Origin of the sequence: Leifsonia sp. NPDC058292, from assembly GCF_042880955.1 — a bacterium.
Lineage (GTDB): Bacteria > Actinomycetota > Actinomycetes > Actinomycetales > Microbacteriaceae > Leifsonia.
On sequence record NZ_JBHVYL010000014.1, the window covers coordinates 1 to 14788 of the forward strand.

Here is a 14788-nt window from a genome sequence, read left to right on the forward strand (position 1 = left end):
CCTCCGGAGAGGGCGCGGCGCTTCGCGTGTGCGGCTCGGGTTCGAGGCCTAGCGGGCGAAGTAGCCGCGGTAGTACTCGTAGGTCCAGCCCACGATGCAGATCAGTGCGAACGCCACACCGATGAAGCAGATCCAGAAGCCGACCGCGAGGCCGAGCATCACGAGCGCCGCGCCGGCAGCCAGCGACACCGGCCACCAGCTCCACGGGCTGAAGTGACCGAGCTCGGGGTCGCCGTCGTCGACGTTGGCGTCAAGGCGGTCCTCGGGAAGCTCACCGCCCTGTGAGGCGTGCGAGCGTCCGACGTAGAAGGCGATGAACGCGGCCAGGATGGCACTCAGCGTGAGCGCCACGCTGCCGGCCCACTCGACCTTCTGATGCATCGGGTCGAGCAGGCTCCAGCCCGTGTAGACGACCGCGGACAGGAAGAAGAAGATCGCGAGGATCCAGAAGAGGATTGCGTTTGCTCTCATGGGTTACTTCACCTTGTTGCTGTCGAGGTCGACCGTCGGTGCGTCTGGCGCATCTTTGGCCGGTCCGATTCCGATCGGGATGCCTGCCTCAGGGTGGTTGAGGTCGAAGGCCGGCGACTCGCTGCGGATGCGCGGGATCGACGTGAAGTTGTGTCGCGGCGGCGGGCAGCTGGTCGCCCACTCGAGCGAACGGCCGTAACCCCACGGGTCGTTGACCGTGACCTTCGGCGCGTTACGCGCCGTGAGGTACACGTTCACGAAGAACGGGATCATCGAGATCGCGAGGATGCCGGCGCCGATCGACGACAGCTGGTTCATCCAGGTGAACCCGTCGGTCGGAAGGTAGGTCGCGTAGCGTCGCGGCATGCCGACGACACCCAGCCAGTGCTGCACGAGGAACGTCGTGTGGAAGCCGATGAACAGAAGCCAGAAGTGCCACTTGCCCAGTCGGTCGTTGAGCATCTTGCCCGTCCACTTGGGCCACCAGAAGTAGAAGCCGGCGAACATCGCGAACACGACGGTACCGAAGACGACGTAGTGGAAGTGCGCGACGACGAAGTACGTGTCGGACACGTGGAAGTCGAGCGGCGGCGACGCGAGGATCACGCCGGTCAGACCGCCGAACGTGAACGTGATCAAGAAGCCGATCGACCAGAGCATGGGCGACTCGAACGTGAGCGAGCCACGCCACATCGTGCCGATCCAGTTGAAGATCTTCACGCCCGTCGGCACCGCGATGAGCATCGTCATCAGGGAGAACCACGGCAGCAGCACCGACCCGGTGACGTACATGTGGTGCGCCCACACGGTGACGGACAGGGCCGCGATCGCGATCGTGGCGTAGATCAGAGTCTTGTACCCGAAGATCGGTTTTCGGCTGAAGACAGGGAAGATCTCCGACACGATGCCGAAGAACGGCAGGGCGATGATGTACACCTCGGGGTGGCCGAAGAACCAGAACAGGTGCTGCCAGAGCAGCGCTCCACCGTTGGCGGCGTCGTAGATGTGAGCGTCGAACACGCGGTCGGCGGCCAGAGCGAACATCGCGGCGGCGAGCACCGGGAAGGCCATCAGCACGAGGATCGAGGTGACGAGGGCGTTCCACGTGAAGATCGGCATGCGGAACATCGTCATACCCGGGGCGCGCATGGTGATGATCGTCGTGATGAAGTTCACGGCGCCGAGGATGGTTCCGAATCCGGACAGGCCGAGGCCCACCACCCACAGGTTTCCTCCGACACCTGGCGAGAACGTCGTGCTCGACAGTGGCGCGTAGGCGAACCAGCCGAACGAGGCTGCTCCCTGCGGGGTGAGGAAGCCGGCAACCGCGATCAGCGAGCCGAAGGAGTAGAACCAGTAGGCCAGCGCGTTGAGTCGCGGGAAGGCGACGTCGGGGGCGCCGATCTGCAGGGGCATCAGCACGTTCACGAAGCCGGCGAACAGCGGCGTCGCGAACATCAGCAGCATGATCGTGCCGTGCATCGTGAACAGCTGGTTGTACTGCTCCTTGGTCTGCACGACCTCCAGGCCCGGCTCGAACAGCTGGGCGCGGATGATCAGCGCCATGACGCCGCCGATCAGGAAGTAGATGAACGAGGAGATCAGGTACATGTACCCGATCGTCTTGTGGTCCGTCGACGTGATGTAGTTCACGAGGATGTTGCCCTTGCGCTCCACCTGGTTGCCGTTGAAGACGGGGTTCGCCTTCGGGGCGGGAGCGGTGGTGGCGGCGGGAGCCGGTGCTGTGGTCGTCATTCTTGGATGCCCCTACTCGTTGCCCTTGGGAGCGCCCGTTCCGGGCAGGTTGGTGTTGCGGTCGTACTCGGAACCGAGCTGGCCTTCGTATCCCTTGTCGCGGAGGCTCTGGATGTGGGCGTCGTACTCGTCTTGCGACACGATCTTCAGGTTGAAGAGCATGGCGGAGTGGTACTCGCCGCAGAGCTCGGCGCACTTGCCGACGAACGTGCCGGTGCGGCCCGTGGTCTCGAAGTACATCTTGTTGGTCTGGCCGGGGATGATGTCTTTCTTGTACAGCGTCGCCGGAACCCAGAACGAGTGGATCACATCGCGCGAGTTCAGCAGGATCGTGATCTTCTTGTTCTCCGGGAGGTACAGCGTCGGGATCTCGCTCTCCTGCACCGATCCCGGCGTCGCGTTCTCGTCATCCGGCTGCACCTGGATGCCCGGGTCGTAGACGTTGTCGTCGACGTAGTTGAAGTCCCACGCCCACTGCTTCGCGTAGACCTGGACCGTGAGGTCGGGCTTCGCGTAAGGCTTCTCGATGGCGTTCTGGTCGCGCGCCGTGAAGGCGAAGAACCCGAGCACGAGGATGAGGGGCACGATCGTGTAGAAGATCTCGATCGGCATGTTGTAGCGCATCTGCACCGGAAGGCCGGTCTGGCCCTTGCGACGGCGGTACACGATGACCGCCCAGATGATGAGGCCCCAGACGATGACGCCCACGATGAGGAGCACGATCCAGCTGGTGACCCAGAGGCCGCTCACCCGCTCCGTGTGGTTGGTGACGGGCTGCTCGCCTTCGACGAACCCGGGCAGGAATCCGTTCAGCTGCGCCTGCGTGCACCCCGCGAGGACGATTGCGAGTGTCGCTGCGATCGGAATAGCAGCCCATCGGAGACGGCGATTGTGACGCACCGGTGACCTTTCAGAGACTCATGGACAGTTCGCTTGGAACTGTATTTGATCTCTCCTACCCTACTCCGCCACACGCGCCGGAACGAACCAGAAAGGGCCGCCCGATCGGGCGGCCCTGACTGATTTTTATGCTATGGAACGCCTAGTGGAACGAGTCTCCACAGGCGCAGCTTCCCGAAGCGTTCGGGTTGTCGATGGTGAAACCCTGCTTCTGGATGGTGTCTTCGAAGTCGATGCTCGCGCCGTCGAGATACGGAACGCTCATCTTGTCGACGATGACCTCCACGCCGTCGAAGTCGACGGTCGCGTCGCCGTCGAGCATGCGCTCGTCGAAGTAAAGCTGGTAGATGAGCCCCGAGCATCCGCCCGGCTGCACGGCGACGCGGAGACGGAGGTCGTCGCGGCCTTCCTGCTCGAGCAGGCTCTTGACCTTGCCTGCGGCGGCGGCCGAGAGGCCGACTCCGTGGGCCTTCGTCGCGGTCAGTGTTGTGTCGGTCATGGCACTCCTCACAAGGATGCGGTTCGGTCTAACGGAAAAACTGGGTCGATTCTACGTCGGAAAACTCAAAGTCCGTCGAGATCACTCCGAACGGCGGTCGAGGCGCGCCAGAAGCAGCGCTTCGGCGAGGATCGCACGCTTGAAGACGCCGAGGTGCAGCGACTCGTTCGGGCTGTGCGCGCGCGTGTCGGGGTCTTCGACGCCGGTCACGAGGATCTGGGCGGACGGGAACTCGCGCACGAGGTCGGCGATGAACGGGATGGAGCCGCCGATGCCGGTCTCGACCGCCGTGCGGCCCCAGGCGTCGGTCATGGCCTGCTTCGCCTCGGTCGCGGCCCAGCCGGCGGTGTCGACGAGGAAGGGATCCCCTGTGTCGACGTCGTCGATCGAGAGGTGGGCGCCGAAGGGCGCGTGGGACAGCAGGTGCCGTTCGAGCGCCGCGTACGCGTCTTTCGCCGTCTGCCCCGGAGCGATGCGGGCGCTGATGCGCACGGCGACACTCGGCAGGAGCGTGTTCGAGGCGTTCGCCACGCTCGGCGCGTCGATTCCGGTGACGGTGATGCTCGGCTGGAACCACAGGCGGGACAGGATGGGTCCCGTCCCGATGGGCGTCACGCCATCGAGCAGCGCGGCCTCCTCGATCAACTGCTCGTCCGTGTAGGCCGGCGGCTCGGCGCCGTCGGCGCGCGACGTGAGCCCGTCGACCGCGACCCGGCCGTTCTCGTCGTGGAGGGTGGCGAGGAGCTTCACGAGCGCGAGCATCGCATCCGGAGCGGCCCCGCCGAACATGCCGGAGTGCGAGGCGTGCTCGAGGGTCGACACGGTGAGCTTGAAGGTCACGTTGCCGCGCAGCGACACGGTGAGCGCCGGCGTATTCACGTCGACGTTGTCGGAATCGGCGACGATGATCGCGTCGGCGGCCAGAGCCTCCTTGTTCTGCTGCAGGAAGTTCGCGAACGAGCGCGAGCCGAACTCCTCCTCGCCCTCGATGAACACGGCGAGGCCGAGATCGAAGTCGGGCCCCAGTGCCTCGACCAGCGCGCGTACGGTCGCCACGTGGACCATCACGCCGGCCTTGTCGTCTGCGGCCCCGCGTCCGTAGAGGCGGTCCCCTCGCACCGTCGGCTCGAACGGCGGGGTCTCCCAGCCTTCCTCCGCGCCCTGAGGCTGCACGTCATGGTGAGCGTAGAGGAGCACGGTGGGGCGGCCGTTCTTCGCCTCGCGCGACGCGAGCACCGCTGGCTGTCCCAGCTCGGCTCCCTCACCGATCGGAGCCTGCGTGATCGTCACCGAGTCGAAGGCACCCGTGGCCTCCAGATGAGCGGCGACAGCGGCGGCGCTCGCGGCCACGTTCGCCGGGTCGAACGCCGACCATGACACCGACGGGATGCGCACCAACGCCCCCAGATCGGCGATCGTCGACGGCATCCCCTGCTCGACGCTCGACCGCACGGCCTGCTCTACTTCTGTGGGTTCGATGGGCGGCGTCTGCTCAGTGTTCGTCATGACGGTAATCTTAAGCCGACCCCACGATCGAAGGCTTAACGTTGGCAAAACGCGACAACTCCGAGACGACCCCGGCAGAAGAGCCGATCGTCGAGACAGCAGAAGAGACCGCCGAGCGGCTGAGGCAGGGCAAAGGCGCCCCGACCCCGACCCGCCGTGAGCAGGAGGCCGCGCGCAAGCGCCCCCTCGTTCCCGACGACCGCAAGGAGGCCGCGCGCCAGGCGCGCGCCAAGACGCAGGAGGCCCGGGAGAAAGCCCGCGTCGGCATGGCGGCCGGCGACGACCGCTACCTCACCACGCGCGACAAGGGGCCCCAGCGGCGCTACGTGCGTGACTACGTCGACGCCCGCTTCAACATCGGCGAGTTCCTCATCCCGGTGATGCTGCTCGTGATCGTGCTCTCGTTCCTTCCCGGCCTGTTCCAGGTCTACGGTCTGCTCGCGCTCTGGGCGTTCTTCGCCGTCGCGGTGATCGACTGCTTCATCCTGGGCTTCATCGTGCGCCGCAAGGTCGGCGAGAAGTTCGGCGTCTCGAAGGTCGAGAAGGGCCTGCGCTGGTACGCGGCCATGCGCGCGCTGCAGCTGCGAGTCATCCGCCTGCCGAAGCCGCAGGTCAAGCGCGGCCAGTACCCCAGCTGACGTGACGATCGTCGCAGCGGCCGACGGCTCCGCCCTCGGCAACCCCGGCCCCGCCGGCTGGGCCTGGTATGTCGATGACGACACCTGGGCCGCCGGCGGCTGGCCCCACGGCACCAACAACCAGGGCGAGCTCATGGCCGTCGTCGACCTCCTCGAGTCGACGGCGCACCTCGATGAAGACCTGCGCATCCTCTGCGACAGCCAGTACGTCATCAATGCTGTCACCAAGTGGATGCCGGGCTGGAAGCGCAAGGGCTGGCGCAAGGCCGACGGCTCCCCCGTGCTCAACCGTGAGCTCCTGGAGCGTCTCGACCGTGCCACCCAGGGCAGGCGCTACACCTTCGAATGGGTCAAAGGCCACGCCGGGCACGACCTCAACGAGGCCGCCGACGTGCGCGCCCGCGGAGTCGCCACCGCGTATCAGAACGGCGATCCCATCCCGATCGGCCCCGGATGGCCGGGAGTCGTGCGCGCGGAGGCGAACGGCGAGGTCATCGAGGCCGAGCCGACCGCCGCGGAGCAGAAGGCCGTCGCAGAGCCTGCGCCGACCTCGGTCGAGCTCGACCTCTTCGGTCTGGACTCCTTGGTCGAGGAGTCGGACACCGAGGTCGTCGAACGGCTCGAACGAGAGCTGCTGGAGCCCGGGGTGCGTGCCGACGCGTCACGCGTGGCGGCGCTGCTTCACCCGGACTTCGAAGAGATCGGCCGGTCGGGGCGCCTGTGGGGCCACGACGCGATGGTCCAGGCTCTCGCGAGCGAGCAACCGTCGAGCGTCGACTTCGAACTGCTCGGAAGTGAACGCCTCTCCCCCGAAACGATCCTGCTCACCGCGCGCACCACGGATGCACGAGGCAGCGCCCTGCGCAGCTCGCTCTGGCTTCGGGTGAACGGCCGCTGGCGTCTCCGCTTCCACCAGGGAACCCCCGAAGCCGAGTGACCGGCGCCGCGCCGGTGTTCCCGGCGCGCCGCTCCGGCGTCAGCCGCGGGCGACGAGTCCGCGGTTGATCTGACGAGCCCAGAGCGGGCCGAGGTAGAGGAAGGCCGTGTAGCCCTGCACGAGGGTCGCTCCGGCGTCGAGCCTGAGGCGCACATCCTCGGCCGTCTCCACACCGCCCACCGAGATCACGCAGAGCTCGGCGGGCACATGAGCACGGATGAGCCGCAGCACCTCGAGCGACCGCTCGGCGAGCGGAGCGCCGGAGAGACCGCCCGCGCCCGCCGCCGAGACGACGGCCGGGTCGGTGCGCAGTCCCTCGCGCGAGATCGTCGTGTTGGTGGCGATGATGCCCGCGAGGCCGAGCTCGACGACGAGTTCCGCGATCTTGCGCACCTCGTCGTCGGTGAGGTCGGGTGCGATCTTCACCAGCAGAGGTACGGCGCCGGCGACCTCTTTGACGGCGCTGAGCAGCGGCGAGAGCAGCTCGAGCTCTTGCAAGCCCCGCAGCCCCGGAGTGTTGGGCGAGCTGACGTTCACCACGAGATAGTCCGCCACAGGAGCGAGCGCGCGGGCGCTCGCCAGGTAGTCGGCGGTGGCGTCTTCCACGGCGACGACGCGGCTCTTGCCGATGTTGACGCCGAGCACCGGGCGCTTCGTCTTCGCGGCCGTCCTGGCCAGGCGCGCAGCCGCCGCCGCCGCGCCGTGGTTGTTGAAGCCCATCCGGTTGATCACAGCGCGATCGGGGATGAGCCGGAACAGCCGGGGCTTCTCGTTGCCCGGCTGCGCGCGCGCGGTCAGCGTTCCGACCTCGACGTGCCCGAAGCCGAGCTGGCCGAGACCGATGACACCCTCGCCGTCTTTGTCGAAGCCGGCCGCGACGCCGAACGGCGAGTCGAAGCGGAGCCCGAGCGTCTCGACGGCGAGCGACGGATGCGGCGCCGTGAACCGGCGCGCGAACCGGCCGACCCCGAGCACCGGCAGAGCCTTGATCACCGCGAACGCGAGATGGTGGGCCCGCTCCGGATCCATTTTGGACAGGATGAGGGTGAAGAGTGCGCGGTACATACCTGTCGTCACGCCTGAGCGTCGACCGGAGCACCGTGGTGCTCGACCCGCAACTGACCGATCGCCTCTTCGAAGTCGTCGAGCGAGTCGAAGCCCTGGTACACGCTTGCGAACCGCAGGTAGGCCACCTCGTCGAGGTCACGCAGCGGCGGCAGGATGGCCAGGCCGATGTCGTTCGCCTCGATCTGCGACGCCCCCGTCGAACGGATCGTCTCCTCCACCTTCTGCGCCAGCACGGCCAGATCGGAGTCTGTCACCGGTCGGCCCTGGCAGGCCTTGCGAACGCCCAGCACGATCTTCTCGCGGCTGAACGGCTCGGCCACCCCGCTGCGCTTGATCACGCTCAGGCTGGCGGTCTCGGTGGTGCTGAAGCGACGACCGCATTCGGGACACTGCCGACGACGGCGGATGGAGAGGCCGTCATCGCTCGTGCGCGAGTCGATGACGCGGGAATCCGGGTGGCGGCAGAAGGGGCAGAACATGGTGGCTCGATTCTATCCGGTTCTCACGACGCGCCCACGGGATGTCGCTCGGGGCGAAATCAGGCGCCCGAGTCGGGAGCGGTCTCGAAGCGAGCCGTGACCGCCTCACCGTGCGCCGGCAGGTCTTCGGCATTCGACAGCGCGACGATGCGGTCGGCGACCTCACCGAGGGCCGGACGGTCGTAACGGATGACCTGCTGCGGCCGCAGGAACGAGTACGCCCCGAGTCCGGAGGAGAAGCGCGCCTGTCCACCGGTCGGCAGCACGTGGTTCGAGCCCGCCAGGTAGTCGCCCAGACTCACCGGGGAGTGAGCGCCGAGGAAGATCGCGCCGGCGTTCTCGATGCGCGCGAGCACCGCATCCGGGTTCTCCGTCTGGATCTCCAGGTGCTCGGGACCGTAGGCGTTGCTGAACGCCGCCGCCGCCGCAAGGTCGTCGACGAGCACGACGGCCGACTGCTGGCCCGAGAGCGCGGTGCGCACCCGCTCCGAGTGCTTCGTGGCGCCGGCCAGCACATCCAGCTCGGACACGACACGACGCGCGAAGTCGGGGCTGTCGGTGACCAGCACGCTGGCGGCCGCCTCGTCGTGCTCGGCCTGGCTCACCAGATCGGCGGCGACATATCCGGCATCGGCGCTCGCGTCGGCGATCACGAGGATCTCGGTCGTTCCGGCCTCCGCGTCGATCCCCGCCTGCCCGCGCACCACGCGTTTCGCGGCGGCCACGTAGATGTTGCCGGGGCCGGTGATGACCTGAACAGGATCGAGTCCGATCTCCTCGACTCCCCAGGCGAGCGCGCCGATGGCGCCGGCGCCGCCCATGGCGTAGACCTCGTCGATGCCGAGCAGGCCTGCGGCACCGAGGATCGCGGGGTGCACCGCTCCCCCGAACTCGCGCTGCGGCGGGCTTGCGAGAGCGACGGATGCGACCCCGGCCACCTGCGCCGGCACGGCGTTCATCACGACGCTCGACGGGTACACGGCTTTGCCGCCGGGCACGTAGAGCCCGGCGCGTTCGACCGGCTGCCAGCGCTGCACGATCGTCGCTCCCGGGCCGATGACCGTCTCGACGGTGGGCGGTACCTGGGCCGCGGTCGCCTGGCGAACCCGAGCGATCGCCTCTTCGAGAGCCGCGCGCACGTCGGCGGGGAGCCCGTTCACGGCGGCGTCGATCTCGTTCTGCGGAACCCGCAGCGACGCGGGAGCCACCCCGTCGAACCGTTCGGCCTGCTCGGTCAGAGCCGTCGCGCCGTGCTCCTTGACGTCGTCGATGAGCTGAGAGGCGACTGTCATCGCCACGGCCACATCGACGACGGGACGCGGCACGAGGCGGGCGAAGGCGGCGCGAGTAGGCTTGATTCCGCGGAGGTCAATGGTCTGCATCATGGCGCATCCAGCCTATCCGCTCAGGAATATCCAGGAGTCCCACCGTGCTTGATGCATACGTATGAACAGCTCACCGCTCCCCCAAACTCCGCGCCCGAGCGCACAGTCCCCGCGCCCGAGCGCGCAGCCCCCGCGCCCGAGCGACAGCGCCGCGCTCGACGTGACGGACGACCTCGCCGCTTTCCGCCAGGCGTTCCGCCGCCATGCCGCCGGGGTCGCCATCGTCACGGCGCTCACAACGGACGGCACCCCGGTCGGCTTCACTGCGACGTCGCTGGCCTCCCTCGCCGCGGTGCCTCCTCTCGCGACGTTCAACATCGCCCGGTCGGCGTCGAGCTGGCCGGCGATCGCCGAGACCGACCGCGTCGTCATCCACATGCTGGGCGTGCGCAATCGGGAGATCGCCCAGAAGCTGGCCGGGGACAACGCCACCCGATTCGACGGCGACCACTGGTACCGCGGACCCCACGGGCTTCCCATCATCAAGGATGTGACCAGCTGGATGATCGGCCGCATCGTCGAGCGCGTTCCCGTGCACAACAACGCCGTCGTGGTCGTGCAGATCGAGGAGGGCGGCCTCGGCGACGACGACGACGCGCTGCTCTACCACGAGCGCCGCTACCTCACCCCCGGCGAGACGGCCTAGCGGTCACACCAGGCAGTTCGGGCCGAGCAGGCCTTTCAGCTCGCCGAACAGATCGGCGCTCACCGTGACCGGCTTCGGCACCTCGAACACCCGGGCCACCTGACCTTTCACGAGGCGCAGCCGCACCTCGTTGTCTCCCGCGTGACGCGCGAGCACCTCGCTGAGCGCCTTGACCGTGTCGGTCGTGGCGCGCTGGTCGGGCATGGTGATGAGCAACGGGCCCGTGCCGAACGATTGACCGAGGTCGGGCGTCATCACGCTGAACGCGTGCAGGTTCATCCCGTCGTCGCGCATGCTCACGCGACCTCGCACGACGACGATCGAGTCGCCCTGCAGTGACGGTGCGTACTCTTGATACGCCTTGCCCATGAACATGACCGTGATCTCACCGCCGAAGTCTTCGACCGTGATCATCCCGTACTGGTTGCCGGAGGCTTTCGCCACGCGGTGCTGAACGCCCGTCACGAGCCCCGCGATGGTGACGGTCTCGCCGTCTTGCACGGTCTCCGACGCCACGAGGTCGGCGATCGAGGTGCTCTGCAGCTTCGCCAGTTGCAGTTCGAGCCCGGCCAGAGGATGGTCGGAGACGTAGAGCCCCAGCATCTCGCGCTCGAACGCCAGTTTGTCCCGTTTGGCCCACTCCGGGCGCTCCGGGATGTGGTGCTGCGACGAGGTCTGCTCGTCGTCGCCCCACAGGCTGTCGAAGTCGAAGCCGACATCGCCGTTGGCCTCGTTGCGTTTGATCTTGACCGCCGACTCGACCGCGTCTTCGTGCACCTCGACGAGCGAACGGCGGGTGGCCCCGAGGGAGTCGAACGCCCCCGCCTTGATGAGCGACTCGACGGTGCGCTTGTTCGCGGCGTGGATCGGGACCTTGTTCAAGAAGTCGTGGAACGTCTCGAAACGCCCCTTCTCCTCGCGGGCGAGACGGATGCCGTCGACCACGTTGGTGCCGACGTTGCGCACGGCCCCCAGGCCGAAGCGGATGTCGGTGCCGACAGCGGCGAAGAAGCCGATCGACTCGTTGACGTCGGGCGGGAGCACCTTGATGCCCATCCGGCGGCACTCGTTGAGGTAGAGCGCCATCTTGTCTTTGGAGTCGCCGACGCTGGTGAGCAGCCCCGCCATGTACTCGGCCGGATAGTGCGCCTTCAGGTAGGCCGTCCAGTAGGAGATGACGCCGTAGGCGGCCGAGTGCGCCTTGTTGAACGCGTAGTCCGAGAACGGGAGCAGAATCTCCCACAGCTTGTTGACCGCGTCCATCGAGTACCCGTTGGACTGCATGCCCTCCGCGAAGCCCGCGAACTGCTTGTCCAGCTCGGACTTCTTCTTCTTGCCCATCGCACGGCGCAGGATGTCGGCCTGTCCGAGCGAGAACCCGGCCACCTTCTGCGCGATCGCCATGACCTGCTCCTGATAGATGATCAGGCCGTAGCTGGTGGAGAGGATCTCGGCCAGCGGTTCCGCCAGCTCGGGGTGGATCGGCGTGATCTCCTGCAGGCCGTTCTTGCGGAGCGCGTAGTTGGTGTGCGAGTTCGCACCCATCGGGCCGGGCCGGTACAGGGCGATGAGCGCCGAGATGTCTTCGAAGTTGTCGGGCTTCATCAGCCGCAGCAGCGAGCGCATCGGCCCGCCGTCGAGCTGGAACACTCCGAGGGTGTCGCCACGGGACAACAGGTCGTAGGCCGCCCTGTCGTCGAGCTCGAGGTCTTCGAGCACCAGCTTCTCGCCGCGGTTGGCCTCGATGTTGTCGAGCGCGTCGTTGATGATCGTGAGGTTGCGCAGCCCCAGGAAGTCCATCTTGATCAGGCCGAGCGACTCGCAGGCCGGGTAGTCGAACTGCGTGACGATCTGGCCGTCTTGCTCGCGCTTCATGATCGGGATGATGTCGATCAGGGGGTCTGACGACATGATCACGCCGGCCGCGTGCACACCCCACTGGCGCTTCAGGTTCTCCAACCCGAGGGCCGTGTCGAAGACCGTCTTGGCATCCGGATCGGTCTCCACGACCGCGCGGATGTCCACCGCCTCCTTGTAGCGCGGATGATCCTTGTCGAAGATCCCTGTCAGCGGGATGTCTTTCCCCATGACGGGCGGCGGCATCGCCTTGGTGAGCTTGTCGCCCATCCCGAACGGGAAGCCGAGCACCCGCGAGGAGTCTTTCAGCGCCTGCTTCGCCTTGATCGTTCCGTAGGTGACGATCTGGGCGACGCGCTCCTCGCCGTACTTCTCCGTCACGTACTTGATGACCTCGCCGCGGCGCCGGTCGTCGAAGTCGACGTCGAAGTCGGGCATGGAGACGCGGTCGGGGTTCAGGAAGCGCTCGAAGATCAGCCCGTGACGCAGCGGGTCGAGGTCGGTGATGCGCATCGCGTACGCCGCCATCGAGCCGGCGCCGGAACCACGGCCGGGGCCGACGCGGATGCCGTTGCGCTTCGACCAGTTGATGAAGTCGGCGACCACCAGGAAGTATCCCGGGAAGCCCATCTGCGAGATCACCCCGATCTCGTAGTCTGCCTGCTTGCGCACCTCGTCGGTGATGCCGTCGGGGTAGCGCTCGTTCAGGCCCTTCTCGACCTCTTTGACGAACCAGCTCTGCTCCGTCTCCTCCTCGGGAACCGGGAAGCGCGGCATGTAGTTGGCCGAGGTGTCGAACTTCACGTCGCAGCGTTCGGCGATCTCGAGCGTGGCGTCGCAGGCCTCGGGATGGTCACGGAACAGCTGGCGCATCTGCTCGGCCGACTTGAGATAGAACTCGTCGGCGTCGAACTTGAAGCGATTGGGGTCGTCGAGGGTCGAGCCCGACTGCACGCAGAGAAGGGCGGCGTGGCTCGTCGCGTCGCTCGCGTGCGTGTAGTGGAGGTCGTTGGTGGCGACGAGCGGGAGGTCGAGCTCCTTGGCGAGCCGGATGAGGTCGGCCATGATGCGGCGCTCGATGCCGAGCCCGTGGTCCATGATCTCGGCGTAGAAGTTCTCTTTGCCGAAGATGTCGCGGAACTCCGCCGCCGCCTTCTTCGCCTCCTCGTACTGGCCGAGACGCAGGCGCGTCTGCACCTCGCCGGACGGGCATCCCGTCGTCGCGATGATGCCGGACGAATAGGTGTTCAGAAGCTCGCGGTCCATGCGCGGCTTGAAGTAGTAGCCCTCGGTCGACGCCTTCGACGACATGCGGAACAGGTTGTGCATGCCCTCCGTGGTCGCCGCGAACATCGTCATGTGGGTGTACGCGCCCGAACCGGAGACGTCGTCGCCTCCGCCGTCGCCCCAGCGGATGCGCGTGCGGTCGGTGCGGTGGGTTCCCGGAGTCAGGTAGGCCTCGGTGCCGATGATCGGCTTGATGCCCGCATCCGTCGCCGTTCGCCAGAAGTCGAACGCACCGAACATGTTGCCGTGGTCGGTGACCGCGACGGCGGGCATCCCCTGTTCGACGGCAGCGTCGACGAGCGGTTTGATGCGCGCCGCGCCGTCCAGCATCGAGTACTCGCTGTGGACGTGGAGGTGAACGAACGAGTCGTTTGAGGGCAATGGATCTCCGTCTAGTGAGCTGTCTGATCAAGAGTAACCGGCGACCACCGACACGTCGTCAAGACTCCCGGAGCACATCCAATGCGTGCTGGAGATCGGCGGGATATCCGGTCGTGAAGGTGACCCAGTCTCCCGTCGCCGGGTGCGCGAAGGCGAGCTGCACCGCGTGCAGCCACTGCCGCGTGAGGCCGAGCCTGGCCGAGAGCGTGGGGTCGGCGCCGTACATCGAGTCGCCGACGCAGGGGTGCCGCTGGGCGGCCATGTGCACGCGGATCTGGTGGGTACGTCCGGTCTCGAGGTGGATCTCCAGCAGACTCGCCGCCCGGAACGCCTCGATCGTCTCGTAGTGGGTCACCGACGGCTTGCCGTCGGCGATCACCGCGAACTTCCAGTCGCTCTTGGGATGCCGGCCGATGGGAGCGTCGATCGTTCCGGCGAGCGGATCGGGATGCCCCTGCACGACCGCGTGATAGATCTTCTCGACAGTGCGGTCGTGGAACGCGCGCTTCAGCACGGTGTACGCGTGCTCCGACTTGGCGACGACCATGAGGCCGCTCGTGCCCGCATCGAGCCGGTGCACGATGCCCGCTCGTTCCGCCGCTCCCGAGGTGGAGATGCGGAACCCAGCGGCCGCCAGCGCTCCGAGAACGGTCGGGCCCGTCCAGCCCACAGATGGATGCGCGGCGACGCCGACGGGCTTGTCGATCACGACGATGTCGTCGTCGTCGTGCACGATCGTCAACTCCGGCACGGCGATCGGGACGATCCTGACCTCTTCCTTCGGCTGCCAGCTCACCTCGAGCCAGCTGCCGGCGGAGAGCCTGTCCGACTTGTCGACGGGGCGCCCGTCGACGCTCACACCGCCGGCTTCGGCGATCTCGGCCGCGAAGCTGCGCGAGAAGCCGAGCAGTTTGGCGAGGCCGGCGTCGACCCGAGAGCCTTCGAGCCCGTCCGGGATGGGGAAGCTGCGGGACTCCAT

13 protein-coding genes are annotated in these 14788 nt (G+C 67.1%); 3 read left to right on the top strand and 10 right to left on the bottom strand.

The genetic code is table 11. From position 1 onward, the window contains the following. Window positions 1-48 precede the first annotated feature (48 nt). The 5 genes from ACFVWR_RS09660 to ACFVWR_RS09680 all read right to left on the bottom strand — a co-directional run bounded on the left by ACFVWR_RS09660 (window position 49) and on the right by ACFVWR_RS09680 (window position 5131). Window positions 49-471 (bottom strand): cytochrome c oxidase subunit 4, encoded by a 423-nt coding sequence (locus ACFVWR_RS09660; RefSeq protein WP_387210512.1) that lies wholly within the window; start codon window positions 469-471, stop codon window positions 49-51. A gap of 3 nt (window positions 472-474) precedes the next feature. Beyond that, window positions 475-2226 carry a cytochrome c oxidase subunit I gene (ctaD, locus tag ACFVWR_RS09665; protein ID WP_387210515.1) on the bottom strand — a complete coding sequence of 584 codons (1752 nt, stop codon included), beginning with the start codon at window positions 2224-2226 and terminating at the stop codon, window positions 475-477. Window positions 2227-2238: 12 nt separating this feature from the next. Further along, a complete protein-coding gene (coxB, locus tag ACFVWR_RS09670; RefSeq protein WP_387210519.1) occupies window positions 2239-3126 on the bottom strand; it encodes a cytochrome c oxidase subunit II in 888 nt (295 codons plus the stop codon). 142 nt (window positions 3127-3268) lie between these two features. Continuing rightward, complete coding sequence (erpA, locus tag ACFVWR_RS09675; protein ID WP_387210522.1) at window positions 3269-3625, bottom strand: iron-sulfur cluster insertion protein ErpA; 357 nt, start codon at window positions 3623-3625, stop codon at window positions 3269-3271. A gap of 81 nt (window positions 3626-3706) precedes the next feature. After that, on the bottom strand, window positions 3707-5131 hold the full coding sequence (locus ACFVWR_RS09680; protein WP_387210524.1) for a dipeptidase: 1425 nt from the start codon (window positions 5129-5131) through the stop codon (window positions 3707-3709). Window positions 5132-5172: 41 nt separating this feature from the next. On the opposite strand from ACFVWR_RS09680, the gene ACFVWR_RS09685 reads away from it, so the two are divergent. Together ACFVWR_RS09685 and ACFVWR_RS09690 are read left to right on the top strand one after the other, a co-directional pair. Then, window positions 5173-5769 (top strand): DUF3043 domain-containing protein, encoded by a 597-nt coding sequence (locus ACFVWR_RS09685; RefSeq protein WP_387210527.1) that lies wholly within the window; start codon window positions 5173-5175, stop codon window positions 5767-5769. A 1-nt stretch (window position 5770) separates the two neighbouring features. Then, a complete protein-coding gene (locus ACFVWR_RS09690) occupies window positions 5771-6706 on the top strand; it encodes an RNase H family protein (protein ID WP_387210530.1) in 936 nt (311 codons plus the stop codon). Between the two features lie 39 nt (window positions 6707-6745). Here ACFVWR_RS09690 and ACFVWR_RS09695 read toward each other — a convergent pair whose 3' ends face one another. From ACFVWR_RS09695 to hisD, 3 genes are read right to left on the bottom strand one after another with little or no spacing between them, the layout of a single operon-like run. Continuing rightward, window positions 6746-7771 (bottom strand): quinone-dependent dihydroorotate dehydrogenase, encoded by a 1026-nt coding sequence (locus ACFVWR_RS09695; protein WP_387210760.1) that lies wholly within the window; start codon window positions 7769-7771, stop codon window positions 6746-6748. Window positions 7772-7779: 8 nt separating this feature from the next. After that, on the bottom strand, window positions 7780-8253 hold the full coding sequence (nrdR, locus tag ACFVWR_RS09700; protein WP_387210533.1) for a transcriptional regulator NrdR: 474 nt from the start codon (window positions 8251-8253) through the stop codon (window positions 7780-7782). A gap of 59 nt (window positions 8254-8312) precedes the next feature. Then, entirely contained in the window at window positions 8313-9638 is a 1326-nt protein-coding gene (gene hisD, locus ACFVWR_RS09705) for a histidinol dehydrogenase (protein WP_387210536.1), read from the bottom strand. A 61-nt stretch (window positions 9639-9699) separates the two neighbouring features. On the opposite strand from hisD, the gene ACFVWR_RS09710 reads away from it, so the two are divergent. Further along, window positions 9700-10284 (top strand): flavin reductase, encoded by a 585-nt coding sequence (locus tag ACFVWR_RS09710; protein WP_387210539.1) that lies wholly within the window; start codon window positions 9700-9702, stop codon window positions 10282-10284. Window positions 10285-10287: 3 nt separating this feature from the next. Here the strand turns inward: ACFVWR_RS09710 and dnaE are convergent, their stop codons facing one another. Further along, window positions 10288-13758, bottom strand: a complete 3471-nt coding sequence (gene dnaE / locus ACFVWR_RS09715; RefSeq protein ID WP_387210763.1) for a DNA polymerase III subunit alpha — start codon at window positions 13756-13758, stop codon at window positions 10288-10290. A 109-nt stretch (window positions 13759-13867) separates the two neighbouring features. Next, the gene (locus ACFVWR_RS09720) at window positions 13868-14788 is read right to left on the bottom strand and encodes an RluA family pseudouridine synthase (RefSeq protein ID WP_387210542.1); all 921 of its coding nucleotides are present in this window, start codon (window positions 14786-14788) and stop codon (window positions 13868-13870) included.